Source organism: Thermus albus (assembly GCF_022760855.1).
Classification (GTDB): Bacteria; Deinococcota; Deinococci; order Deinococcales; family Thermaceae; genus Thermus; species Thermus albus.
This window is the reverse complement of record NZ_JAKTNR010000002.1, coordinates 100919-124988: the sequence shown is the minus strand read 5'-3', so window position 1 is coordinate 124988 and position 24070 is coordinate 100919. Positions and strand designations below refer to the sequence as shown.

Here is a 24070-nt window from a genome sequence, read left to right as displayed (position 1 = left end):
AGTCTAGGAGCCCCGGGGAACGAGAGTGTGGCCTTAGCGGTAAGGGCCCAGGGCCCCGGGGTCCCGCACCGCCAGGAAGGCCCCGTAGACCTGGCTCGCCCCCGCCCGCAAAAGGGCCTCCTTGGCCCTAAGGAAGGTGGCCCCGCTGGTTAAGACGTCGTCCAGCAAAAGCCAGTTTCCCTTCACGGAAAGAGACGGGGCGAAGAGGTCCTGGGGCAAGCGCCCTCGAGCCCGGCCCCGGGTGGGCTGGCTTGGGGTGTAACGGGTGCGCCTCAGAACCCTCCGGTACGGCACGCCAAGCCGCCTGGCCACCTCCCGGGCCACCAGTTCCGGAGGGTTATACCCCCTCAGGAGGAGACGGGGGAAGAGGGTGGGCACTGCCGTGATCCCCTCCAGCTCCCAACCCTGGGCCCGGATCCCCTCCGCCAGGGGCTTTGCCAGAAGGGTAGCCAGGGCGAACCGCCTCCGGTACTTCAAGGCCCGTACCACCCCTCCCATACGGCTATAGAGGCCTAGGTAGACCACGCCTGGCCCAGCGAAAGCCCGTAGGCCCTGGCGGCAACGTTGACAAAGGAGAGGCGCATCCAACCTGCCCCCGCATCCCGGGCAGGTGTGCCCCAAAAGGGCCTCAAGCCAACCCCAAGGCACGGCGCAAGGCCTCGTCAAAGGGAGGGTAGAGCACGCCCTTTTCCGTGACGATCCCCGTGAGGTAGCGGTGGGGCGTGAGGTCAAAGGCCGGGTGGTAGGCGGGGAAACCCTCGGGGGCAAGGCGCACGCCCTTTAGCTCCAGGAGCTCCTGGGCCGGGCGCTCCTCAATGGGGATGCCCTCCCCGGTTTCCAGGCTGGGGTCCACGGAAGAGAGGGGCAAAGCGGCGTAGAAGGGAATCCCGTGGTGGTGGGCCAGGACCGCCAGGGCGTAGGTGCCGATCTTGTTGGCGAAGTCCCCATTCAAGGCCATGCGGTCCACCCCCACCATGACCGCATCCACCCGGCCCCTTGCCATGAGGAAGCCCGCCATGTTGTCCGCAATCAGGGTGGCCGGCACCCGAGCCTTTTGCAGCTCATAGGCGGTGAGCCTAGCCCCTTGCAGGTAGGGCCGGGTCTCGTCTACCCAGACGTGGGACACCCGCCCTTGGCGAAAGGCCTCCACGATGGCCCCCAGGGCGGTGCCGTACCCCCCGGTGGCCAGGGGGCCGGTGTTGCAGTGGGTGAGGACCTGGCCCCGCAAAACCCTGGCCCCATGCTGGCTGATGGCCCTTTCCGTCTCCGCCACCTCGTGCCAGATGGCCTGGGCTTCCTTCAGGCTTCCCTTCAGGTCGCCCCAATGAGGGCGCATGCGGTCCAGGGCGTGGAAGAGGTTCACCGCCGTGGGCCGGCTCTGCCGCAAAAGCCGGTCCGCCTCCTCCAGGTCCTCGCCCCTTAGGTGGGCCAGCACCATGCCAAAGCCAGCGGCCACCCCGATGGCCGGAGCCCCCCGCACCACCATGGCCCGTATGGCCTGGGCCATCTCCTTGGCGGTGCGCACGGGAACCCAGACCTCCTCGAGGGGAAGCCTCCTCTGGTCCAGAAGCCAGAAGACCCCTTCCTTTTCGTCAAAGCGAAAGGGCAAGATCCTTTCCACCCTTAAAGCCTAACGCAACCTCAGCACCCTGTCGTCCTTGGGGCGCACCTGGCCCCGCCCGTCGCGGTTGGAGGTGGTCACGTAAAGGGCGCCGTCCGGACCCGCCTGCACCTCCCTAAGCCTGCCGTAACCGGAAAGGACCGTTTCCACCCCGGCCACCCGCCAGCTCCCCTTCATCCCCTCTAAGGCCAGGCGCACCAGGGCCTGTCCCCTAAGCCCCGCCACATACAGACTCCCCCTCCAGAAGGCCAGGTTCCCGGGGGGAAAGCCCTCGGGCCAGAGGTAAAGGGGGTTGCGGTAACGGGGGTCGTTCCCCTGGCCCACCACCCGGGGCCAACCGTAATTCCCCCCGGCCACGATGAGGTTCACCTCATCGTGGCCAAAGCCTTGCTCCCCACTGGGCCCATGCTCGCTGGCAAAAAGCTCCCCCGTAAGGGGGTGCCAGGCCAGGCCCTGGGGATTGCGGTGGCCGTAGCTGTAGACTTCGGGCCGGGCTCCCTGCCGGTTCCAAAAGGGATTCCCCGGTGCGGGCCTGCCCTCTGGGGTAATCCTCAGGATCTTGCCCCCCAAGGAGGAAAGGTCCTGGGCCAGCTCCCGCTCGTAGACCTCCCCCGTGGTCACGTAAAGCATGCCATCGGGGCCGAAGGCTATCCGCCCTCCCGAGTGCAAGCCGTGGGAGCGGGCGGGAATGCCGTCCAGGACCACCCTTTCCAGCACCCCCTTTTCCCCTTGGTGCCTTAGCCGCACCACCTGGTTCCTGAGGCCCCCTTCCTCCACCGTGCGGTAGGCGTAGAGATAGGGCTCCTGGGGAAAGCGGGGATGAAGGGCTAGGCCCAAAAGCCCCGACTCCCCCCGGTGGTAGACGGGAAGCTCCGCATAAAGCCTAGCCCTTCCCTCCCGCACCCATTGGATCCGCCCGGGGCGTTCAGAGACCAGGAAGCTACCGTCCGGCAAAAAGGCCAAAGCCCAGGGCACCTCCAGGCCCCCCACCACCTCCTCCACCCTAAACCCTTGGGCCCGCACCAGGGAAAGCCCGAAAAGCCCCAGGAGAACCCTCCTACGAGAAACCATACCCCACCCCCTTTCCCACCAGGCTAATACCTCTCGGGACCTCTTTCCGGGGCCCCCACCCTGGCGCAAGCAGGGTGGTATAAAACAGGCGGGCCCTGAAAGGCCACCCTTCACGCCCTGGGGTCCAGGATGACCTTGACCGCCTGCCCCTGGGAAAGAAGGGCGAAGGCCTCCTGGTACCGGCTTAAGGGCAGGCGATGGGTGATGAGGGGGGTCAGGTCCACCCGGCCCGAATAGACCAAGGCGGTGCCCTGCATCCAGGTCTGCCATAGCCTCCTTCCGGCAATCCCGTAGGCGGTGATCCCCCGCATGACCAGCTCCCCCGCCAGGTCAAAGCGGATGGGATCGGAGGGGATCCCCAGGATCCTGGCCTCCCCCCCGGGGATCAGGGCCCTTAGCCCCTGGTGGATGGCGGTTTCGTTTCCGGAAAACTCCAAAAGCACCTCCACCCCGCTTCCCGTCACCTCCCGCACCACGGAAAGCAAATCCTCCTCCAAGGGATTGACGAGCCGGTCGGCATAAGGCCTGGCAAAGGAGAGGCGGTAGGGATTGGGGTCCGAGACCAGGATGGGCCCGGCTCCGCTGGCCCGGGCCACCATGGCCGCCATGAGACCGATGGGCCCCGCCCCGGTGATGAGGACGCTTTTGCCGGACACCCCGCTTCCCGCATACACCGTGTGCACGGCATTCCCAAAGGGCTCCAGAATGGCCCCCACCTCAAAGGGTAAGTCCTTGGGGTTGACCCAGGCGTTTTCCGCCGGCACCACCACGTACTCGGCGAAGCCCCCGTCCCGGTCCACCCCCAGGATCTCAGTGTTCAAGCAGACGTGGTAGTTGCCGGTGCGGCAGGCGGGGCAGGCATGGCAGACGATATGGCTTTCCAGGCTCACGTGGTCCCCCACCTGGGGCCTCTTAACCCCAGGGCCTGTGGCCACCACCACCCCGCTGAACTCGTGGCCGGTGATAAGGGGGGGCTTAATCCGCCCCCTGGCCCAATGGTCCCACCGCCAGATGTGGAGGTCGGTGCCGCAGATGCTGGCGGCCTCCACCCGCACCAGGATCTCCCCCGGTCCCGGTTCGGGCAGGGGGCGTTCCACCAGGGTTAGGCCCTCTTCGGGGGCCAGCTTGGCTAGAGCGCGCATACCGGGGCCATGCTACCACCGGTAAAGGGCCCCCACGCTGAAACGGGTGGCGTCGGCGGCCTCGAGGCTAAAGGTCAACCCCAGGGTGGGGGTCAGGTCGTACCCCAGGGCAAAGGTGAAGCGGGAAAGCCTGCCATCCCCGGGCAGGAAGGTGGAGGCCAAGGAGAAGGTCAGCCCATCCCACCGGTACTGGGCGCTTAGGGTCTGCTCTCCCCTTAGGTCCACCTCGTAGCCCAAGAAGAGCTCCGGGCTCAGGTACTTACCCACGGAAAATCGCACATCCCCTAGATCCCCGCCCTGCAGGATGGGCACCTGCAGCTGGAAACGGTCCAATCCCAGAGCCTTGGTGAGCTCCCGTTCCAGCTGCCCCAGGACCAGGTTCTCCAAGGCGGCCCCCAGGGCCGCCTGGGGCAGGGTTTCCGCCAGGCGGTTCACATCGGGGGTGCCCAGGGTGAGAAGGGCGTAGATCTCCGGCTCGCTGAGGGGGGGGTCGGAGGTGAAGCGGGGCTCGAGGCGCACCTTTACCCGGCCGTTTTCCCGCAGGAACTCCCCGCTGGCCATTAGCACCACCTTGTAGCCCCGGGTCTCCGCCAGGGCCTTCAGCCCAAACTCGGGCAGGAGGCCCCGATCCGGCCGGAAACGCAAGACGCTTTCCCCAGGATCCAGGGTAAACAAGGAGTCCCATAGCCTAAAGCTTCCCCAAAGGCTTCGCACCTCCCCCGCCAAGAAGGGGTCCCCGTAGCTACCGCCCAAGAAGACCTCCCCCTTGAGCTCCCCTTGGGCCAGGCTTTCCTGCACCAGGATGCCCCGTTCTGCATAAACCCGCACCCCATCAAACACCAAGGGCACAGGTGTGGGCTTCCCCGTGGGGGCCTGCAAGGCCACCCCCTCGCGGGAAAGCTGCCGGGTCTGGGCCTCCGGCAGGGCCAGGCGGGCCCTTAGGACCTCAGCGTTTCCCGTGAGGTGGTAGGTGCCCTTTTCCTCGTAGAGGAAGAAGCCCTTCACGTCCAAAAGCCCTTCCTGGAGGTAGTACTGCGGGTAGTAAAGGGGAAGCCGGCCATAACCGGCCAGGCGCAAGGGGAAAAGGGTCCCCTGGGCCTGGGCCTCCCCCAGCTGGATCTCCACCCCGTAACCGGGGTAGCGGAAGGCCACCTCCGCCGGGGTTTCCTCCTTAAGCCCTGGGAGGGAAACCGTGCCCTTGGCGCTCACGCGGAAGTCCTCCAAGCGCCCCTCGAGGCCCAGCCTGGCCCTTCCCGGGAAGGGGGCGGAAAGGGTAAGCTCCCCTTCCGCTTTGGCCCCGCCGTTTAGGGAAAGAAGCCCTTGGGGCAAGTACCCGGCCACCGGCCCTAACCGGAAACGGAAATCCCTGAACTCCGCCTGGAAGCCATCCCCCCTGAGGCGAAGCAGCAGGCTCCCCGAGCCCTCAGGCCGGTAGGGTTTCAGGGCCGGGACCACCTGGAGCACGGGGGTGAAGACCGTGTCCCTAAGGCTCAGATAAAGGTCGCTTCCCTCCTTACCCCAGTACCCCCCACCCTCCCAGCTTCCCCGGCCCGAAAGGCTAAGCCGGTCCACATGGACCCGCCCGCCCTCCAACCGCAGGACCGCCTGGCCCCTAAGCTCATCCCCCGCCCCCACAAAGCGCAAGGCCTCCCCCACCAAGACCCCCTCGCCCTTTAGGGGATCCGAGAGGGGAAGGCGCAGGCGCACCGCTCCCGTCCAGTAGGCCTCCCCCTCCAAGGGGCCCGCCACCGCCATGAGGAGGAGGTGGAGGGGGAAACCCCTAGGGGAAGCGGTAAGGTCCAGCCGCTCCCCCTTGAGGTCCACCCGGAAGGCGCTTTCCCCAAGCCGTCCCTCCCCCCTGACCCCTCCCCGCGCCAGGAGGCCCAGGAAGCGAAGGGGCAGGCGGGTGCCGGACACCCCTGCCTCCCCTTCCAACTGGGCCTGGGCTTCCAGGCCTTTTATGGCCAGATTTCCAGAAACCCAGCCTTTCAAGTAGGGGGCATAACGGCCGGCAAAGTCTTCCAGATTGGCCCGCTCCAGGTGCACCTCCCCAGCCAGGGGAAAGAGCGTGCCCTTGGCGGTGATGCGGCCCACCCCTCCCTCCAACACCCCTTCCACCCTGTACCCCTCGCCAAAGACCCGGCCCCGGAAGCGGCTTTCCAGGGGGGGAAGGGGAAGGTCTACCCGAAGCTCCCCCGCCGCGGGGTAGGAAAGGGCACCAGCAAGGTAGGGGCCCTGGGCCTCGAGGCGGGCCTGGAGAAGCTTCCCCGAAAGTCTGAGGACCTGCTCCCCCGCCCGGTAGGTAAGCCGGTAGGCTCCGGAAAGGTCCACCTCTCCCTCCAGGCTCCCTGCCCCCGCCACCCACCAGGGGAAGGCGGGATGCTCCCCCATAAGCCGCACCCGCTCCCCCTCCCCCTCCAGGCGCAAGGGGAAGCCGTAAGGGCGCAAGGCCAAGGACCCCTCCACCCTCCCTCCGGCGTAGCGCAAGGCCCCTTCCCCTTCTGGGCTGGCAAGCAGCAGGGAAAGCTCCTTTAGGTCCAGGCTTCCCTCCAAGGGCAGGTCCAAGCCGGGTACCCGGTACCCCACCTTTAGGCCCTCCCCCTCCCCCCGCACGGCCAGTCCCCCGGGAAGAAGGCCCTGAAAAACCCTTCCCTCCCCTTCCGCCCGGCGGGAGGCCAGGTCCAGGCGGATACCCCCCACCTCCAATAGCGGCCAGGCCAGGCGCACCCTTTCCCCTAAGACCTCCCCTTGGGCCTCGGGAAGGCCCTTCCCGGATAGCTCCAGGCTTCCCTCCTTAAAGGCCAGCCTCCCCCGCCAGGCCTCCTTCCAGGCCACCTCCCCCTCCAGGTCTCCGGAAAAGGCCAAGGAAAGCCCCTTCACCCCATAGCGCCCCTGCACCTCGGTCCTGCGGCCAAGGGCCGCCAGGTCCAGGCGCAAACCCACCTCCGCCCAAGGGCCTTCCACCCTTCCGGACAAGGCCAAGGGACCGTAAGCGAACCCCTGGAACACCAAGGCCAGACCCTCTGGACCCAGTTGTCCAAAGACCCCCTGCCCCTCCACCCCCACCTGGAACCCGGGAAGGCCCAAAAGGGCAAGCTCCACCTCCCCGTAACGGTACCGGCCCCTAAGCCATTCCCCGGGATAGACCCCTTGGGCCCAGAGCTCGCCAAGCCCCTTGGGCAAGGCTCCGGCATAGCGGTAGGCCAGGTGGAAAGGGGAAAGGTCCAGGCGCCCCTCCAGGGGAAGCCCCTCCCCCAAAAGGTCGAGGCCCAGCCCTCGCCCTCGGGCCAAGAGATCCCCGTAAGGGGTAGAAAGCCTACCCTCCCCAGAAAGCGCCCCCAGGTAGCCCTCCTTCGCCCGGTAAACGTAGCTGCCGGAAAAGGCATACTCCCCGTAGGCCAACCCTCCCCGGACCTCCCCCTCCAAGCCCGGACACCTTCCCAATGGCAGGGGCAAGCAGAAGCCCCCCTTAAGGTCTCCCCGCCAGGCCCCTTCCCCTTGAAGGGCGAAAATGCCTTGGCCCAGGTCCACGCTCCCCGCTAGGCTCCCCCCGGGCAAGGGGTAGCGGAGGGTCAAAAGGCCAGAAAGCCCTTTCCGGTAACGGGCCTCCCCGGAAAACCTCGGGCCTTGGAAAACCCCCACCACCTCGCCATCCCGGTACCCGACCCCCACCCTTTCCCCCAGCACCTCCCCGGAAAGCTCCGCCCGGAAGGGCCACAGCCAGGCCCTACCGGAAAGCACCCCCTCCGCGCGTTCCAAGCTCACCCGGAGGGCCTCCTGCCATGGCCCATCCCCCTGGACCTTCAAACGCACCGGCAGGCCAAAGGGGGTAAGGTCCTTATCCAGCATTAGGCTGAGGCGTCCTTCCTTTAGGCTTAGGTGGTAACCCTCCCCTTCGCCCGCCAAAAAGAGGTCCTCCACCCGCAAAGGCCCGCCCCGGTAATCGTAGGTGAAGCGCAAGGGCAGAACCTCCCCTTCCCCAAACAGCCCCCCCTGGCCCTCTAGGGAAAGCCTCGGCAACCTCCCCTGGAAAACGCCTTTGACCTCTAGATCGGCTCCAGAACTCGCCTGCGACCCCGCCAATCCCAGGCGGTACCGGGCCCTTCCTGAAAGGAAAAGGCCCTCCAGGGTGGCCTCCGCCCTTACCTCTCCTGGAAGGTCTTTCCCCAAAAGCTCCAGGCGCAAAGGCCCCTCCCCCTTCCCCCTTAGGGCCAAGCCCCGCCCCTCCGCCCAAACCTCCCCCAAGTACCCCTCAGGACCCCAGGTGAGGTCCGCCCGCAAGGCCATTCCCTGGACCTCCCCTTGCCCCTTCGCCCAAAGCCGCCAGGCCCCGTCATAGCTAAGCCGGAGGGCCAAGGGAGCCTGCCAGCTGGCCTCCAACCTGGCTCCTTCCCCCCGAAGGTGGACCGGCCCCTCCTGCTCCAGGTACCGTAGGCTACGGAACCCTCCTTCCCCGGCGTAGCGGGTACCCTCCCAAGTTAGGGCCACCTCCCCTTCCCCGTAGGAGGAGGCGTGGCGCAAGGTGCCCTGGCCCTTGAGGGCCAAGAGGTTTACCAGGCCCAAAAGCTCCGTCCTTCCCAGCTCTTCCTGCTGGTAACGGGCCTCCAGGACCAGATCCTCCAAGGGCCCTTTGAGGCCAAGCTCCAGGTGGCCATAGCGGAAGTCTCCCTCCGCCTCCCCCTTAAGCCCAGGCCCCAGGCGGAGCCACCCTTCCCCCAAAATCTCCCCAAGGCCCCAAAGCCGTGCCTCCCGGGGATTCCAAGCCAGGCCCACATGGCGCTCGGTCAGGAAAAGGCGAAGCACCCCTTCCCGGTAGGCCACCGCCAAGGGTTCCGTCCCATACCGCACCTGGGCCCAGGCCTCCCCCACTCCCTTCAGGGAAAGCCGTCCCTGGGCCATGCCCTTAAGGGGAAGGCCAAGAACCTCCGCCACGGGGGCCACCTCCTCCAAGGAAAACCCCACCTCCTCCCCCCTAAGCTCCGCCCTTCCGCCCTCCCAACGCAGTTCTAGGAAGGGGTTTTCCGCAAAACTCCCCTGGAAGGCAAAGGGTAGGCCGGCCCAGCGCCCCTCCCCTTCCCCCTCCAGCCGGAGTCCCTCCCCCTGGAAGCTCCCTTCCAGCCTACCTTCCCTACCCCAGGCGCTGAAGGGTAGGGCAAAGCCCCCCCTATAGGCCAGCCCCTCCCCTTCCAGGAAGAGGGGACCTTGTACCTGGTAGCGCCATCTCCCCTCCTCAGTCCAAACCCGGCCCTTCAGGGGCAAGGACCCCAGGTACGGGAGGTGGGCCTCACCAGAAAAGCCCAGGCTCAGGGCCTGCCAGGGCCCGCCTCCTTCCCCCGCCAGGCGGACCCCCACGCCCTCCTCCCCGTAGGCCCCCTCCACCTTCAGGAAAAGCCCTTCCGGGGAGATCCTGGCCTCGCCCCAAACAAAAGGCCCCCGAAACCTCACCCTAGCCCTAAGAGGCTCCTCCCCCGTGAGGAGCGCCTCTCCGTAGGGGCTTTCCAGCTGCAGCCTTCCCCCTCGAGTCCCCCAGGTACCGGTAACCCTTGCGGGAAGCCCCCAAGGGGAAAGGTCAAACCCTTCCGCCTGCAGCAAGAGGCTCAGCCCCTTCTCATACCCCCCTAGGATGCGAAGGCCGGGGGCTTGGCCCAAAAAGCGCAAGCCTGCCCCCTGCCCCACCAAGCTTAAGGTCAAAGTGGGTTTCCCCAAGCGGGCCTGGGCCCGGTAGGAAAGCCTTAGGAGATCGGCACTCCCTGCAACCTCCACCTTCCCCAGGTGAGGGACCTCCCCCTGCCCCCTTACCCGCAGGTCCCGCCAGGCCCCCAGGGCCTCCAGGCGGCCGTAGGGAAGGGAAAGGGCAAGACGGCCTCCCTCCAGGGTGCCCACCGCCTGGAACCCTCCTGAAAGGCCCCGGTAACTCCAGGGGAGGTCCAGATGAAAGGGGAACCTTTCGGCGAAGTCCAGCCGCCCCACGCCCTCCACCTCCAGCCCCCTTCGGTCCAGGTGGAAGGGCAAGGGGGGCACCTCGAGGCCCTCCGGCCAGGGAGGGAGAAGCCGGCCCGCAATCCGTAGCTCCGGGTAGACCTCCCCTTCCCCTTGGGCGTACCCCTTCATCTCCGCCAAAACCAGCCTCCCGCCCTTCCCCTGGAGAACTCCCGCCACCCAGGGGGTTTCCACCCGGGCCTGGCCCCGGAAACCCCCGTCCCAGGCCAGGTCCGCCCAGAGGGTTAAGGGTCCAAGCTCCGCCCTTCCCTTCAGGCTTACTCCCCTGCGGTAGCGCAGGAAAAGGTCCTGGGCCCTTAGGACCAGGCCGGGCTCGGGGTCGTAGGCCCCGGCGAAGGGAAGCTCCCCCAAGGGGGTCCTGACCCTCCCCTGGACCTCCGCCCCCAGGCGCCGCAAACTTCCTTCCGCCTCCAGGTAGCGGCCCCTTAGGCTAAGCTTTCCCGAAAGCCCCCCTTCCCGGTACAGGGCGTGGCCGGAAAGCCGGAACTCCTCCAAGGCCCGGATGGGTAACCCCCGGAGGCTAAGGGCTAAGGCCCCACCCCGGTACACCCCTTCCCCATAGGGGGTCTGGAAGCGGTAGGCCCCTGCCTCCTGCCACACCTCCAGGGGAAAGGCGGTGTAAGGGGAGTTATAGCGCAAGCTGGCCCTAAGCCTCCCCCCAAGAAGCCTTCCTTTCCCCTCGAGGCCCCCCACCGTCAAGGGCGTGGGGGCCAGGTGGAGGGCAAGATCGCTCCAGGTGCCAAAGAGGGTCACTGGCCCAAGCCGCCCCGATACCCGATCCCCCTCCCCCCGTACCTCCCCCGACAGGTCCAGGGCCTGGAAGAGGGCCAGGGTTACCCCGGGGCTTCGCACCTCAGCCTGCCACTGGATTCCCTGGCTCCGGAAGGCCACCTGGGCCAAGCCTTCCAAGGGCTTAGGCCAGGCCACCTGGCCCTGGGCCTCGGTGCGGTTCCCCCAGCCCCTCAGGGAAAGCCGGCTTCCAAGGGAGTCCTCGAGGCTCGCCCCATACTCCCCCCCCACCAGGCCCAAGGCCAGGCGGTAGGTGCGGTCAAAAAGCTTTCCCTCGGCCTCCGCCTGCAAGCGGAAAACCCGGTCAAAGGAAAGGGTCCCCCGGTGGCGGAAGGGCTCCCCTAAAAGCCGCCCCTCCCCCATAAAACGCCCCTGGACCCGGATCTGGTCCCAGCCTTCCCCTTCCAGCCAAAGGGTTCCATCCCCCTCCACCGGCAAGGAGAGGCGGTAGTGCCGGGCCAGGGCGGGAAGGGTAGGCCGCCCCTCGAGGGAGAAGCGGTAGCGCTCCCCCTTAAGGTCCACCTCCGCCCGGGCGGAAAGGGGGCCTTCTAGACCCATTCCCCTTAGCTCCGCCTCCACCCGGTCCTCCCTTAGGCGGATGGGCCCCGCCACCTGGGTGAGGGTGAAGCCCACAAGCTCCACCACCCCCCCTTCCACCTGGCCTTCCCCCTCCACCCCCGAAGGCAGGAGGCGGAAAACCCCAGAAACCCGCCCCCCCTTAAGCCCCTCATAGAAGAAGGAAAGCCCCCGCACCTCGCCCCTATAGCCAACCTCCCAGGCGGAAAGGTCCGGGGCTAAGGCCTTGGCCTCCCCTTGGAAGCTTCCTCCCGGAAGCCGGGCCAGGAAGGCATAGGGGTTTTCCCCGCTCAGGGTAAGGCGCAAGGGGGGTAGGAAAAGCCTCTTCCCCTTGGGAAGCTCCACCTGGACCTCCTCCAGCCGGAGCTGCCGAAAGATGGTCCTAATGGCAGGGGGCGGCCCCGGCTTCTCGGGAAACAGGGCCTCCCAGGTGGGCGTTATCCTCGCCCTCCTTATGGCCAAGGAGAGGGGAAGCTCCTTGCGCAAGAGGCCCAGGAGGTCATAGCCCAGGCGCACCTCCTCCGCCTCCAGGGCTACCCCCTCCCCTTGGAGCCGGACCCCCTTCAGGCGCAGCCCCAGAAGGAGATGCCCCCCCACCTCCCGCACCTCCCCCCTAAAGCCCGCCAAGGCCATACCCCGCTCCACCGCCATCCGGAGCAGGGGGGGCCAGGCCAGGAGGAGGCCAAGGGCCAGCAAAACCCCTAAGAGGAGGAGAAGCCCCCACCGCATCCCCCTTAGCATAGAGAAGGGAGATGAAAACCTCGTGGCAACCCCTTAAACCACCCCAATACGGTTCGCCAAGGTGGGGGACCCGGGGGCATCCCCTCCTTAGGCCACGCTCTCCGGCACCCACGGAGCGCCCTCTAGTGGGGGGCCACCCCCTGGCCCCGGCCAGGCCTTCCTCCCCATCCGGGTGCGCGGACGGGATCCGGCGGGTAAACCTTGGGGGATAATGGACGCATGCCGCGTCTGGTAGCCTTGGTGAAGGGCAGGGTACAGGGGGTGGGGTACCGGGCCTTCGCCCAGAAGAAGGCCTTGGAGCTGGGCCTTTCCGGTTACGCGGAAAACCTCCCCGACGGCCGGGTGGAGGTGGTGGCGGAAGGCCCTAAGGAGGACCTCCTCGCCTTCCTCCACCACCTGAAGCAAGGCCCCCGCTTGGCTCGGGTGGAGGAGGTGGAGGTAGGGTGGGCCGAGGAAACCGGCCTTAAGGGCTTTTACGTGTACTGAGGGGCCTGGGCCCAGGCCTGGGGCCGCACGCCCACCTTCAGAAGGCCCTCGGCCAGGGCCTCTTTCAGCTGCAAAAGCCCCGTGCCCTTCAGGGCGGAAACGGGAATCCCGCCCAGCCTTTCCCGCAAGTAGAAGAGGTCGTAGGGGGCTGCCCGGTCCGCCTTGGAGAGGGCCAAAACCCTAGGGGCCTCCACCCCGAGCTCCGCCAAGAGCTCCTCCACCACCCGGTACCGGGCCAAGGCCCCCTCCTCCGAGGCATCCAGGACATGGACCAGAAGGTCCGCTTCCCTTACCTCCTCGAGGGTGGCCCGGAAGGCGGTGAGGAGCTCCTTGGGCATCTGGCGGATGAAGCCCACGGTGTCGGTGAAGAGCACCTCCCCCACCCCCGGCAGGAAGCCCCTGCGGGTAAGGGGCCTAAGGGTGGCGAAGAGCTTGTCCTCCCCTGGCTCCCCGCCCCGGGCCAGGGCCTGGAGGAGGGTGGTCTTGCCGGCGTTGGTATAGCCCACCACGGCCACCAGGGGCACCCCCCGGCGCTTCCTTTGCCTCCTCGCCTCCTCCCGGCGCCGGGTGTACTCCTGGAGCTTGTGGCTCAGGTGGGTGATCCGCTCCTGGAGCCTCCTCCGGTCCACCTCCAGCTTGGTCTCCCCGGGGCCCCGGGTGCCGATCCCACCCCCTAAGCGGCTCAGCTCCTTGCCCTTCCCCACCAGGCGGGGGAGGAGGTACCTTAGCTGGGCCAGCTCCACCTGGGCCTTGGCCTCGGGGGTTTTGGCGTGCAGGGCAAAGATGTCCAGGATGAGCTGGGTACGGTCCAGGACCTTAAGCCCCGTGGCCTTCTCAATCTCACGGGCCTGGGCAGGGGTGAGCTCCAGGCCAAAGATGAGGGTGGAGGCGTTCTCGTGGTAAGCCAGGCTTTTTAGCTCCTCCAGCTTCCCTAGCCCCACCAAATACCGGGGGTCCAGGTGGGGACGGTAGACCAGCACCTTCTTCACCGGCACCCCCCCCGCGGTGCGGGTGAGCTCCGCCAGCTCGGAAAGGTAGGCCTCCGCCTCGGGGCCCTCCCCCCGGTCTATGCCCACCAGGATGGCCCGCTCCCCGCTTCCATCCTCCAGCTCCCGCACCCGGGCCTGGCGGGAAAGCTCCTCCTCCAGGGCCTCCACCTCCTTCAGATGGTCAAACTCCAGGTACTGGAAGTAGGGCCTGGGGGGCAGGATGCGCCAGTCCTCCTCCTGGGAGCGGGGCGGGGCCAGGAAGGCCAGGTGCAAGGTGGTGGGCCTGGCGTCTTCCACCTCCAGGGCCGCCAGGCTATCCAGCCGGTTTAGAAAGAGCACGGTAAGGTCCGGGCGGGAAAGCCCTCCCTTGGCCAGGTGGGTGTGGAGGAGGCGGAAGCCCGATAGCCGCCTCTCCCCCTTGGCCCCCTCGGGGATGGGCAGGTCCTTGGCATCCCCCACCCCCACCCGCACCACCCGGCCCTCCCGGTCCAAAAGAAGGCTGATGGGCCTCTTGATCTCCTGGGAAAGCCCAGCCAGGGCCTGGGCCAGCTCGGGGGTGAGGACCTTTTCCTTGGGTATCCGCCTGCGGTACAGGTTGGAAAGCCTCTTGAGCTCGCTCTTCTTGAGCCCTTCCGTCTTGCCGAAGATCTTCTCCAATGCACCTTCAGTATACCAAAGAGGAAAGGCCCCGTGTCCCCAAGGCCCAAAACCCGGTAGCCTGAGGGAGGTGCGTTGGGCCTTTCTTTTCCTCCTTGTCCTCGCCGCCTCCCTTCCGCCACCGCCGGGCCCTAGGGAAGGGGGTTACGACTGGATCGTGGTCCTGGGAGCCGCCCAGTATGGGGGGAGGCCTTCCCCCATCCTGGAAAGGCGCCTCGAGGCCGCCTTATCCCTATACCAAAAGGGCCTGGCCCCCAAGGTGGCGGTGGCGGGAGGCAAGGCCCCAGGGGACCGTTACAGCGAAGGAGAGGTGGGTTGCCGCTACCTGCGGGAGAGGGGCGTGCCAGCTGAGGCCCTGCTTTGCGAGGAAGAAAGCCAAAACACCTACGAGAACCTCCTTTTCCTCAAGCCCCACCTATCCGGACGCATCCTTGTGGTCACCGACGCCCCCCACCTGCCCCGGGCCCTCTTCCTGGTCCGGCTCCTGGGCCTGCGGGCGGAGGGCTACCCGGTTCCCGGGCAATACCCGCTATCCTACTGGCTGCGGGAAGCCCTCTTTCGCTTTTGGCTTTACCTGGGCCTAAGGCCCTTGCCCGGAGGACACGGCCTCAAGAGTCTTCCTCCAAGCGCTTTAGGGAGTCCAGGTACCCCTGCAAAAGGGCCCTGAACTGGGCCAGGAAGAGGGCCTTCTCCTGCTTGGCCCGCTCCGTCTCCGCCTTGAGGCGCTTAAGCTCCTCCGCCGCTTCCCTTAGCACCTGGTCCTTGGCCGCCAGGGCCTCCTTCCTGATGAGCTCCGCCTCCCGTTCCGCTTGGGCCTTGAGCTCGCGGGCGATGCGCTCCGCCGCCACCACCGCCCGCTTCAGCTCCCCTTCCGCCTCCTTCAAGCGGGCGTTTTCCTCTTCAAGGGCCCTTACCTGGTTTCTAAGGTCCTCGTTCTCCCGGACGAGGCCTTCCAGGACCTCGGCCACCTGGGCCAGGTAGGCCCTGACCGCCTCCTTCTGGTAGCCCCGAAGCCCGGTGGGGAACTCCTGGTAGCGAATGTCCAAGGGAGTTAGGTCCATGCGCCTTTTAGTCTACAAAAAGGGCCCGGCCCACCCTAACCAGGGTGGCCCCCTCCTCCACGGCGATGGGAAAGTCCTCGGACATGCCCATGGAGCGCTCGGGAAGGCCATAGCGGTCGGCGAGCTCCGAAAGCCGGCGGAAGATAGGGCGCACCACGGCCTCGGGGCCCATGGGGGGCACGGTCATGAGGCCCAAGACCGAAAGGTGCTCCATCTCCCGGATGCGGGCCAGAGCCTCGGGAAGCTCTTCCTCCAAAAACCCGTGCTTCTGGGGTTCCCGGCCCAGGTTCACCTCCACCAGGACCCTAAGCCTCATCCCCACCTTCTCCCCCACCCGCTCCAAGGCCTCCGCCAGGCGCAGGGAATCCAAGGAGTGGATGAGGGCAAACCGGGGGGCGAACCTGGCCTTGTTGCGCTGCAGGGGGCCTATGAGGTGCCACTCGGCTTCCACCAGGAGTTCCATCTTGCTAAGGGCCTCCTGGACCCGGCTTTCCCCCAAGGGAAAGGAGCCGTAGCGCAGGACCTTTTCCCTTATCTCCTCCGGGCTCCTCCCCTTGGTCACCGCCACCAGGCGCACCCCTTTGGGGTCCCGCCCCGCGCGGCGGCAGGCGGCCGCTATGCTTTCCAGCACCTGAGGAAGCCCCATGGCCTAAAGCTCGGCCAGAATGCCCCGCACAAAGCGGCGGAAGATGGGCCCGGTCCTGGCCGCCACCGCCAGGACCTCCTCCTCGCTGGCGTGGTGCTCCCTTTCCGGCACCGCCATGTCGGTGATGGTGGAAAGGCCCAAGACCCTGGCCCCCAGGTGCCTTAGGGCGATGACCTCGGGCACCGTGGACATGCCGATGGCGTCGGCCCCAAGTTCCCTGAGCATCCTGAGCTCGGCCCGGCTGGCGAAGCTGGGCCCCAAAAACCAGGCGTAGACCCCTTCATAAAGGTGCAGGTCCTGTTTCCTGGCCACCTTGCGGGCCAGCTCCAAGAGGCCAGGATCGTAGGCGTCAAACATCACGGGAAAGCGCGGCCCTAAGCGCTCGTCGTTTTTCCCCCTTAGGGGGTTTACCCCGCTTGGGTTCAAGTAGTCCAGGTGGAGCATGATCCCCCCCGCCTGGAACCTGGGGTTTAGACCCCCAGCCGCGGAGGTGAGGATAAAGGTCTTGGCCCCCAGGAAATACCCCACCCGCACGGGGAAGACCACCTCTTCCGCGCTATAGCCCTCGTAGTAGTGGACCCGGCCCTGGTAGACCAGAACCCGCTTGCCCTCTAGCTCCCCCAGGATGAGCCGGCCCGCATGCCCGGGAGCGGTGGAAAGGGGAAAATGGGGAATCTCCCCGTAGGGGATCTCCGCCTCCTTGGCCACCTCCTCCGCCAAGGGGCCAAGCCCCGAACCCAGGACGATGCCCACCTCGGGAAGAAAATCGGTCTTGGAGCGGATGGAGGCCACCGCCTCCTGGATCTTCTCGTAGACCTCCATGGCGAACATTCTACTCTCACGCCCCCTTCACCGGCTTTTGGTAAGCTCTCGCCCATGAAACGGCTTCTTGCCTTGGCCCTCTTGGGCCTGATGGCCCTGGCCGCCCCCATCCGGGAGGTGGTGGTGGAAGGAGGGGACCCCGTTCTCCAGGCCCTAGCCCGGGCCGCCCTGCCCTTTGGCGTGGGGGATGAGCCTGGGGACCTCGAGGAGGCCAAAAAGGCCATCCTGGCCACCGGCTACTTCCAAAGGGTGGAGGTGGAGCTGAAAGGGGACGTCCTCAAGGTGATCCTCACCCCCTACCCCCCCATCGCCCAGGTGAGGGTGGAGGGCCAGGCCTTCCCCCAGGAGGCCCTCCTGCGCTTTCTGGAGCAGAACTTCGCCATCGGCCCGGAGGCCACCTATAACCCGCTTAGGGCCCAAGACGCCGCCAAAGCCCTTTCCCAAGCTTATCGGCAAAATGGCTTCCCCTTCGCCCCCCAGGTGGAGACGGAGGCCAAGGAACAAGGGGGTAAGATCCTCCTCACCTTCCGGGTCCAGGAAACCCCGGAGGTGAAGGAGGTGCGCCTGGAAGGGGCAAGCCTCCTCCCCCAGGCCGAGCTCCTAAAGCCCTTGGAAGCCCTAAAGGGCCCCTTTGACTTCGCCAAGTACCAGGAGGCCCTTAGGGCCCTGGCCGCCCGCTACGAGCGGGCGGGGTATCGCTTTAGCGGCCCCGACCCTCAGGCGAGCCGGCTGGAGGAAGGGGTCCTCACCGTGGCCGTGCAGGAGCTAAAGGTGGTGCGCCTGGAGGGCGATGGCCTGGACCTCACCGGCTTTCCCCTCAAGGAAGGGGATTACCTGCGCTACGACCTCCTCCTGGAAGGGGTGCAGGCCCTTTCCAAAAAACTTTCCCGGGTGGTGAACTTCAGCCTGGAGCCGGAAGGGGAGGGGGTGGTGGTACGGCTCCAGGCGGGGCCCGAGGGCGGGGCCATAGAACGGGTGGAGATCACCGGCAACACCGCCTTCCCCGCGGAAACCCTTCTCGGCCTTCTCCGGCTCAAGCCCGGGGAGGTCTACACCCCCGCCCTGGCCCAGGAGGATGCCAGGCGCATCGCCACCTATTACCAGGAAAAGGGGTATGAGGTGGCCGACGTGCGCTATGGCTTCCAGGAAGGGGTCTTCCGCCTCCAGGTGCTGGAGCTCAAGATCGGGGGCTACCGCCTGGAGTGGCAAGGGGAGCACCGCACCCAGGAGGAGGTGATCCTAAGGGAGCTGCCCAAGCCGGGAAGCCTCTTCAGCGTCCCTGCCCTGCGCCAGGCCATCGCCCGGCTCATGGCCACGGGGCTTCTCTCCGAGCCGCCCGGGGTGCGGCTGGCCCCGGGGGAAAAGGAGGACCAGGTGCTGGTGGTCCTCTCCCTGAAGGAGGCCCGCACCGGGCTCTTCCAGCCCGCCTTGGGCTGGAGCTCCCTGGAGGGCTGGTCGGGAAGCGTTTCCTTCAAGGAGACCAACCTCTTCGGCCTGGCCCACCAGGTGGGGGTGGACCTGGCCTTCGTGCAAAACGACGCCAAGGACAACCTCTCCTTCTCCTTAAGCTACACCATCCCCTGGCTCTACCTGGAGTATTTGGACCTCAAGGAGGTGCGCACCAGCCTCTCCTTTAGCCTCTTCTCCACCCCTATCGGCAACAACAAGCTCTTGGACGGGAGCACAGACACAAAATGGGAGTACACGGAAAGGCGCAGTGGGGGTGGGTTCTCCCTCTCCCGCCCCTTCTCCAAGGACCTGGAGAACCTGCGCCTCTCCTTGGGGCTTTCCTTGAGGCGCTCGGCGTATGCCCTGGAGGTCTATGACCCCAAGGCCCCTTGCGACCCCGCGGTCAGCGACCCCGGCGACCCCAAGTACTGCGACGGCACGAACTACAGGGATCTGGGCCAGGCGCAAAGCCTCCTCCCTACCCCCGGCTGGACCCTGAGGCTGGACACCGGCCTCACCTACACCGAGGTGGACAACCCCCGCTTCCGTACCCAAGGCTACGAGGCGGGCCTCAGCACCGGTTTAGGCCTTTCCTTCCCCGACACGGGGGGGCGGAGCTTCTTCGTGCCCCTGGTGGCCACGGGCAAAACCTACCTGCCCTTGGACGAGGAAAAACGCCAGGCCCTGGCCTTCCGCCTCTCCGCGGGCACCCTGTTTGGCTTCCCCCCAGAGGGGGAACGGTTCTTCCTCTCCGGAGGTGGGGCCGAGGCCTTCCTCCTAAGGGGCTACGAGGACCGCAAATATGGGGGGCTTTCCTTCGCCACGGGGAGCGTGGAGTACCGCTACGACTTCCGCCTCTCCCCCCAGGGGGGGACCAACCTCTACGGCATCCTTTTCACCGACCTGGGCCTTGCCGACAACACCGGCGGGGTGAAGTGGGGGGCAGGCCTAGGCTTCCAGCTGGACCTGGACCTGTTTGGGGCCCTCCTTCCCTCCTTGCGCCTGGACTACGCCTTCAGCCCAGAAAGCCCCACGGGCCGGCTCCACTTCCGCATCGGGCCCATGTTCTAGGATGGCCTCTTAGCCCAAGAGGTCTTGGGCTAAGAGGTCCCCGCCCAAGTGGGCCGCCGCGGCGTGCGGCGCCTCGAGGCCCTTGGCTCGGGGAGAACCGGGTAGGGGAAAGCGGCCTCGTATTGCGGGCATCCCACAACCAAACCCGCCTCCTCCCCATGGGTGACGCCGCCAAGCCCTACCTGTCCTTTACCGCCAGGTGGAAGCCATCGCGGCAAAAGAGGAAGGGTTATGGTTGCGCCAAAGCCCGGTCCATTGCAAACTATCCTTGACGCTGGCGGCGTCCTTGCCATGAAAGCTTACCTGGGCCTCTACACCGCAAGGCTGGAGACCAAAGCCCGTAGCCTCAAGGAAAAGCGCGCCCTTATCAAGCCCGTCCTGGAACGGGTCAAGGCCCGCTTCCCCGTGAGCGCCGCAAGGCTATACGGCCTGGACGCCTGGGGGTTTGAGGTGGTGGGCCTAAGCCTCCTGGGCAACGACCCCGCCTGGGTGGAGGAAACCTTGCGGGAAGCGGCCCGCTTCCTCGCCTACCAGGGGGCCTTCCGGGTGGCCTTGGAGGAGTTTCGCCTCGAGGCCTTTGACCTGGACGGCCTGGTCTAGACCAACTCCACCGCCAAGGCCGTGGACCCCCCGGTGCCATGGCAGATGGCCGCCAGGCCCCTTTCCTCCCCTCTTGCCCTAAGGGCGTTCAGAAGGGTGACCAGAATCCTGGCCCCGCTGGCCCCGATGGGATGCCCCAGGGCCACCGCCCCCCCGAAGACGTTAAGGCGCTCGTAGGGTACCTTAAGAAGCCGATGGAAAAGGACGTTGTTGAGAGCAAAGGCCTCGTTGTTCTCAAAGAGGCCGAAGTCCTCTAGGCGCATCCCCAGCCGGTCCAGAAGCCGCTTCACCGCAGGGATGGGCGCCTCGGGGAAGCGCCAGGCCTCCCCCGCCGCCCAGGCTCCCCCCAGGACCCGGGCCAGGGGCTTTAGGCCATGGGCCTTCACCGCCTCCTCCGAGGCCAAAAGGAGGGCCGCGGCCCCGTCGGAGATCTGGCTACTGTTGCCCGCAGTGAGGACCCCATCCTTGCGGAAGGCGGGCCTCAGGGAGGCCAAAGACTCCAAGGTGGTCTCGGGGCGGATGCCCTCATCCTTCTCCACCACCACCGGGCCCTTCTTCCCGGGAAGCTCCATGGGGGCGATCTCCTGGGCAAACCACCCCTTCTCCGTGGCCTCCGCCGCCCTTTGGTGGGAGAGGTAGGCGGCCTCGTCCACCTCCTCCCGGGTTACCCCGTAGTCCTGGGCCAGCCTTTCCGCCTGCTCCCCCATGGCCTCCCCGCTGAAGGGGTCCGATAGGCCGTCCCTGAGGAGGATATCCTGAAGGCCTTCCGGCGCCCCCATGAGGAACTTGTACCCCCACCTCGCCCTATGGGAGAGGTAAAACCCCGCCTGGCTCATGGACTCCATCCCCCCGGCCAAGACCAGGTGGGCCTCCCCCGTCCTCAGGAACTGGACCGCGTTCATCACCGCCATCATCCCCGAGGCGCAGACCATGTCCACCTGGTACCCGTCCACCTCCTTGGGGATACCGGCCTTAAGGGCCGCCTGCCGGGGAAGGAGCTGCCCATGGCCGGCTCTCAGCACGTTGCCGAAGACGTAGAGGTCCAAGGCCTTCCCCTCCACCCCCGCCCGGTCCAGGGCCGCCCCCATGGCATGGGCCCCTAGCTCCACTGGGCTCACGTCCTTCAGCGCCCCCCCAAACCGGCCTATGGGGGTGCGCACCGCGGAGATGATGTAGACCTCTTGCATGGGCCTATCATACCCCGTCCCCCATTTGGGGGATGCGCTTTCCTGGTTGATCCACCCATACTGAGAACCATGAGGAAGGGTATTGCAACGCCCATTGTGCTTATCGTGCTTTTGGTGGTCTTCTCAGGTCTTTTAGCGGCCACCAGCTACATGGCCCTGGGTGCCCTGAAAGGTAGCGCTGTGGAGCGGGGTACTTACCAAGCTTTTCTAGTAGCAGAAAGCGCTTTGGATGCTTTTCCTGTGCTAGCTGAAGCCAACGCTCAACCCAATGAATGTGGGCGGGTTCCCCAAAAGTATGTTTGGAACTCCTTAACAGCTATCTATTACGTGAACGACGAAGCTGTCCCAAATGATGGTCAACCCATTTTGTATGGCCCTCTACGCCTGAGAGCCGAAGCTGAGTACGCCAATGCCAAGGCACGGGTAGAGAGAGCCTTCCGGGGATGCAACTTTCCCATAAAGATCAACGCAGCTGTAAGCTCTCTCCAGCAACAAGTGAAAATCTCGGGTGACGTTGAAATCGTAGGAGAAGGCTTCGGTAACGGCCTGCTACCTCGCGCATTCCCTGAAGAAGGGCTTTCCACAGTGTCCTTACCTAACGGGAATTTAACGGTACCCCAACAGGGAACATTTGAGCTGGCTCTATCAGACCCCACAGCCACCCAACTGATACCGCTAGAGGGCTACATCCAAATCCTCACCGGTTCCGGTCCCAAGACTTACAAAGTAAAAGGCAAAAGGGGCAATACGCTTACTTTAGAGCTCATCCACGTTAGTGATGGTGACATCATAGAAAACGGGGCCAAAGTGGCGTTGGTGGAATACGGGGTGCGGTCGCTGTCTACGGATGGCAAAACGCTTCACCTCACCACAGTGGTAGGACTAGTCCAGGGGCAAAAAGCAAAAATCATCCTAGGTAATGAAGCGCCGGAAGTGACCATTAGTAATGTTGACACCCAAAACAAAACGATTTCCATAGAGGAAACTCTACCCTCCATACCCGAAGGAACCCCTTTAGCTCCTCAGATAGTTGCTGTTGATACCAAGGGCTCGATTAAGGTAGATGGGAAAGCCCAGGTTTCTGGCGGCACCCTTACGGGCTCTGACTCTCTGCTACCCTCTACCGGAGACGAGCTTTTCATGAGAGTTTTCGGCGTAAGTAAGACCACTTTTCAAAATTACTACGGAATCACCAAATCCTTTAACGGGACTCTTAACAATGGGGAGATAAAAGTACTCCAGGGTGAGGTCCACCTTTCCGGTAATGACAGTTTGTGCGGCGAAGGCATCCTGGTCGTCTTTGGCAATCTAACCGTAAATGGCACTTGCCGAAGCGGCTTTAAAGGTTTAATCTACGTCACAGGTGACTACAACCAACAGGGTAACGCTGTTATCCGCGGTGCGATCATAGCAGAAGGCCAGGTAAACAGCAACTGTACCCAAGGCGGGAACCAAGAGTGTCGCACCGACATCACTGGTACCGGTCAGGAAGAACCTAAGGTGTTCTACGATCCGCTCGTTCTTGCCAAATTTCGTAGCGAAAGCTTAAATCTCACTCCCCTTTCTGGAACCTGGAGGCGGCTGTGAAGAGGGGATTTTCCCTGCTGGAGTTTCTCATCGTGTTGGGAATACTGGGGTTTCTCCTGGGCCTCACCGTACCCAACTACCTCCGCTGGCGGGCCCAGGCCCAGTTGGATGAGGTGGCCCGTTCCCTGGCATGGGCCTTTCAGCAAGCGCGCGCGGAAGCGAAGCGCACCAATAGTTCTCGGTGCGTGAAGGTATTTACCTCCTCCACTGTAGGCTGGGCCTCGGGAACGAACTGTGACAACCTCTCTTCTCCAACGTTTACCCTATCGGGTGTGACCATTACCACCAATCATTCCTCTACGCCCGTCACCATAACCTTTTATCCGCCCTATGGCACGACAGACGCTCCTTTAAAGAAGTTCACCCTCAAACATGAGCGGTATACGGACTTAACACGCTCGGTTCACGTCATAGGGGTTACCGCCAAGGTGGTGGTGCGATGAAAAAGGGCTTTTCTCTTGTTGAAATCTTGGTTGCCGTAGCCATCTTCGGTCTCATTAGTGGCCTCGTCCTCAGCTCTTTTCTTGGCATCTTCCGTGTGAATCGGGCCACCAGCGCTGAAGGGAGAGCCGTAACGGTGGCCAAGGACTTCTTTGAAAGAGCCACCAGGAATGCGGTTTACAGTGCTTCAGGGAACGCGTACGTTTTAACCGTGCCAGCACCCTCCCAAACTGCGGGTTTCGCAGTAACCTTAGAAGCCGGTGGGCGTTTCCCGAAGGATTCCTCCATCACCCTCAGCCCGTGCACACAGGTCGACAGCACGTTCACATGTACCGTTAACTGCACACAAGGCAATCAAACTGTTAGGTGCACCCTTGTAACCCTGAAGCTAACCCTATCTGGGGGTAACAAAGCATACACCTTTTTTCGGGAGTGGTCACCATGAAGAGGGACGGTTTCACCTTGTTGGAAATCCTAGTGGCCCTTGCTGTTTTGGCCATTTTCACCCTTGCCCTCTTAGCCTTTACTCAAACTACCATCTCCAGCAATCAAATAGCTCGTGCGCAAGCGCAGCTTTGGGAAGAAGTAAAGGATGCTGCAGGGTACCTAGCCGATACCCTTCAGGAGGCCCGGGCTATATTGGGTTCAGCCAATGTAAACGTAAACGGTGAGCAATGTAGCCCTCCCAACTGCATTGCGGCGCTTATTCCAAACCCAAGCGGTAACCTTTGCCAGCTCAAGGCTTACCGCCTCAAAGAGCGTAAGGACGTTTCGGATGACTACAAATCCCCCAACGCTTGGGCGGATGCGAACACAAGGATGCTCTTGGAGTACCGCCTTAACAACCAGAACTGTTCAGCCACCACTTTTTCGCAAGCCCAATGGTATGTGGTTCTTGACCTCATTGATAAGGAGAACCTTCAGCTTTTCTCCCTTGCTTCCAACCCCCTTCGCATCACCCTGAACCTCCGTGTGAAGAACAAGGTGGGCAACCGTGAGCTGTACGTGCCAGGGAGGGACCAAGTCTATACCCTCACCATCTACCCCCGGAATGCCCAATGAGGATTTTCACACCCCTTTCACACCCCTACCCCACCCTAAAGCTGTACCCCCCCCAAAAGGGGGGGTTGACAG

19 protein-coding genes are annotated in these 24070 nt (G+C 64.8%); 8 read left to right on the top strand and 11 right to left on the bottom strand.

Annotated features, from left to right (window positions below):
- Positions 1-33: 33 nt before the first annotated feature.
- From L0D18_RS02575 to L0D18_RS02555, 5 genes are all read right to left on the bottom strand, one after another.
- Positions 34-648, bottom strand: coding sequence for a ComF family protein (locus tag L0D18_RS02575; protein ID WP_243027194.1), 615 nt, complete (start codon positions 646-648; stop codon positions 34-36).
- Positions 629-1621 carry an S-methyl-5-thioribose-1-phosphate isomerase gene (gene mtnA, locus L0D18_RS02570; RefSeq protein WP_243027193.1) on the bottom strand — a complete coding sequence of 331 codons (993 nt, stop codon included), beginning with the start codon at positions 1619-1621 and terminating at the stop codon, positions 629-631. The genes L0D18_RS02575 and mtnA overlap by 20 nt, the downstream gene beginning before the upstream one ends.
- Before the next feature lie 9 nt (positions 1622-1630).
- Complete coding sequence (locus L0D18_RS02565; RefSeq protein WP_243027192.1) at positions 1631-2692, bottom strand: PQQ-dependent sugar dehydrogenase; 1062 nt, start codon at positions 2690-2692, stop codon at positions 1631-1633.
- 110 nt (positions 2693-2802) lie between these two features.
- Complete coding sequence (gene tdh / locus L0D18_RS02560; protein ID WP_243027190.1) at positions 2803-3834, bottom strand: L-threonine 3-dehydrogenase; 1032 nt, start codon at positions 3832-3834, stop codon at positions 2803-2805.
- A 12-nt stretch (positions 3835-3846) separates the two neighbouring features.
- A complete protein-coding gene (locus L0D18_RS02555) occupies positions 3847-11928 on the bottom strand; it encodes a translocation/assembly module TamB domain-containing protein (protein ID WP_243027188.1) in 8082 nt (2693 codons plus the stop codon).
- Between the two features lie 231 nt (positions 11929-12159).
- On the opposite strand from L0D18_RS02555, the gene L0D18_RS02550 reads away from it, so the two are divergent.
- A complete protein-coding gene (locus L0D18_RS02550; RefSeq protein WP_114312626.1) occupies positions 12160-12426 on the top strand; it encodes an acylphosphatase in 267 nt (88 codons plus the stop codon).
- Here L0D18_RS02550 and hflX read toward each other — a convergent pair.
- Positions 12414-14072, bottom strand: coding sequence for a GTPase HflX (hflX, locus tag L0D18_RS02545; RefSeq protein WP_243027187.1), 1659 nt, complete (start codon positions 14070-14072; stop codon positions 12414-12416). The genes L0D18_RS02550 and hflX overlap by 13 nt on opposite strands.
- A 61-nt stretch (positions 14073-14133) precedes the next feature.
- Here hflX and L0D18_RS02540 point away from each other — a divergent pair, with 61 nt between their 5' ends.
- Complete coding sequence (locus L0D18_RS02540) at positions 14134-14739, top strand: YdcF family protein (protein WP_423247891.1); 606 nt, start codon at positions 14134-14136, stop codon at positions 14737-14739.
- Here L0D18_RS02540 and L0D18_RS02535 read toward each other — a convergent pair.
- The 3 genes from L0D18_RS02535 to L0D18_RS02525 are packed head-to-tail and all read right to left on the bottom strand — an operon-like array spanning position 14681 to position 16610.
- The gene (locus L0D18_RS02535; RefSeq protein ID WP_243027186.1) at positions 14681-15133 is read right to left on the bottom strand and encodes a DivIVA domain-containing protein; all 453 of its coding nucleotides are present in this window, start codon (positions 15131-15133) and stop codon (positions 14681-14683) included. The genes L0D18_RS02540 and L0D18_RS02535 overlap by 59 nt on opposite strands.
- Positions 15134-15140: 7 nt before the next feature.
- A complete protein-coding gene (locus L0D18_RS02530; RefSeq protein WP_243027184.1) occupies positions 15141-15779 on the bottom strand; it encodes a YggS family pyridoxal phosphate-dependent enzyme in 639 nt (212 codons plus the stop codon).
- Between the two features lie 3 nt (positions 15780-15782).
- A complete protein-coding gene (locus tag L0D18_RS02525; protein WP_243027183.1) occupies positions 15783-16610 on the bottom strand; it encodes a purine-nucleoside phosphorylase in 828 nt (275 codons plus the stop codon).
- Between the two features lie 45 nt (positions 16611-16655).
- On the opposite strand from L0D18_RS02525, the gene L0D18_RS02520 reads away from it, so the two are divergent.
- Positions 16656-19121, top strand: coding sequence for a BamA/OMP85 family outer membrane protein (locus L0D18_RS02520; RefSeq protein ID WP_243027182.1), 2466 nt, complete (start codon positions 16656-16658; stop codon positions 19119-19121).
- 9 nt (positions 19122-19130) lie between these two features.
- Here L0D18_RS02520 and L0D18_RS11865 read toward each other — a convergent pair whose 3' ends face one another.
- Positions 19131-19253: a hypothetical protein gene (locus L0D18_RS11865; protein WP_279232126.1), complete on the bottom strand. Its 123-nt coding sequence runs from the start codon at positions 19251-19253 to the stop codon at positions 19131-19133.
- Between the two features lie 159 nt (positions 19254-19412).
- Between L0D18_RS11865 and L0D18_RS02515 the strand changes: the two genes are divergently transcribed.
- Positions 19413-19721: a DUF503 domain-containing protein gene (locus L0D18_RS02515; RefSeq protein WP_243027180.1), complete on the top strand. Its 309-nt coding sequence runs from the start codon at positions 19413-19415 to the stop codon at positions 19719-19721.
- On the opposite strand, the gene L0D18_RS02510 is transcribed toward L0D18_RS02515, so the two are convergent.
- Positions 19718-20908: a thiolase family protein gene (locus L0D18_RS02510; RefSeq protein ID WP_243027179.1), complete on the bottom strand. Its 1191-nt coding sequence runs from the start codon at positions 20906-20908 to the stop codon at positions 19718-19720. The genes L0D18_RS02515 and L0D18_RS02510 overlap by 4 nt on opposite strands.
- Positions 20909-20977: 69 nt before the next feature.
- On the opposite strand from L0D18_RS02510, the gene L0D18_RS02505 reads away from it, so the two are divergent.
- Genes L0D18_RS02505 through L0D18_RS02490 form a run of 4 tightly spaced genes read left to right on the top strand, consistent with a single transcriptional unit; the run spans position 20978 to position 23998 of the window.
- Complete coding sequence (locus tag L0D18_RS02505; protein WP_243027178.1) at positions 20978-22495, top strand: pilus assembly PilX N-terminal domain-containing protein; 1518 nt, start codon at positions 20978-20980, stop codon at positions 22493-22495.
- Entirely contained in the window at positions 22492-22938 is a 447-nt protein-coding gene (locus L0D18_RS02500; RefSeq protein WP_243027177.1) for a GspH/FimT family pseudopilin, read from the top strand. Before L0D18_RS02505 ends, L0D18_RS02500 begins: the two co-directional genes overlap by 4 nt.
- A complete protein-coding gene (locus tag L0D18_RS02495; RefSeq protein ID WP_243027176.1) occupies positions 22935-23381 on the top strand; it encodes a PulJ/GspJ family protein in 447 nt (148 codons plus the stop codon). The genes L0D18_RS02500 and L0D18_RS02495 overlap by 4 nt, the downstream gene beginning before the upstream one ends.
- Positions 23378-23998, top strand: a complete 621-nt coding sequence (locus L0D18_RS02490) for a PulJ/GspJ family protein (RefSeq protein WP_243027175.1) — start codon at positions 23378-23380, stop codon at positions 23996-23998. The genes L0D18_RS02495 and L0D18_RS02490 overlap by 4 nt, the downstream gene beginning before the upstream one ends.
- Positions 23999-24070: the final 72 nt, after the last annotated feature.

What these genes read in the sequence shown, in the direction of transcription:
- L0D18_RS02515 (WP_243027180.1), top strand. Translation starts at nt 19,413, where the DNA reads ATGAAAGCTTACCTGGGCCTCTACACCGCAAGGCTGGAGACCAAAGCC.
- L0D18_RS02510 (WP_243027179.1), bottom strand. Translation starts at nt 20,908, where the DNA reads ATGCAAGAGGTCTACATCATCTCCGCGGTGCGCACCCCCATAGGCCGG.
- L0D18_RS02490 (WP_243027175.1), top strand. Translation starts at nt 23,378, where the DNA reads ATGAAGAGGGACGGTTTCACCTTGTTGGAAATCCTAGTGGCCCTTGCT.
- L0D18_RS02520 (WP_243027182.1), top strand. Translation starts at nt 16,656, where the DNA reads ATGAAACGGCTTCTTGCCTTGGCCCTCTTGGGCCTGATGGCCCTGGCC.
- L0D18_RS02555 (WP_243027188.1), bottom strand. Translation starts at nt 11,928, where the DNA reads ATGCGGTGGGGGCTTCTCCTCCTCTTAGGGGTTTTGCTGGCCCTTGGC.
- L0D18_RS02550 (WP_114312626.1), top strand. Translation starts at nt 12,160, where the DNA reads ATGCCGCGTCTGGTAGCCTTGGTGAAGGGCAGGGTACAGGGGGTGGGG.
- L0D18_RS02495 (WP_243027176.1), top strand. Translation starts at nt 22,935, where the DNA reads ATGAAAAAGGGCTTTTCTCTTGTTGAAATCTTGGTTGCCGTAGCCATC.
- L0D18_RS02505 (WP_243027178.1), top strand. Translation starts at nt 20,978, where the DNA reads ATGAGGAAGGGTATTGCAACGCCCATTGTGCTTATCGTGCTTTTGGTG.
- L0D18_RS02535 (WP_243027186.1), bottom strand. Translation starts at nt 15,133, where the DNA reads ATGGACCTAACTCCCTTGGACATTCGCTACCAGGAGTTCCCCACCGGG.
- L0D18_RS02530 (WP_243027184.1), bottom strand. Translation starts at nt 15,779, where the DNA reads ATGGGGCTTCCTCAGGTGCTGGAAAGCATAGCGGCCGCCTGCCGCCGC.
- L0D18_RS02565 (WP_243027192.1), bottom strand. Translation starts at nt 2,692, where the DNA reads ATGGTTTCTCGTAGGAGGGTTCTCCTGGGGCTTTTCGGGCTTTCCCTG.
- tdh (WP_243027190.1), bottom strand. Translation starts at nt 3,834, where the DNA reads ATGCGCGCTCTAGCCAAGCTGGCCCCCGAAGAGGGCCTAACCCTGGTG.
- L0D18_RS02525 (WP_243027183.1), bottom strand. Translation starts at nt 16,610, where the DNA reads ATGTTCGCCATGGAGGTCTACGAGAAGATCCAGGAGGCGGTGGCCTCC.
- L0D18_RS11865 (WP_279232126.1), bottom strand. Translation starts at nt 19,253, where the DNA reads ATGCCCGCAATACGAGGCCGCTTTCCCCTACCCGGTTCTCCCCGAGCC.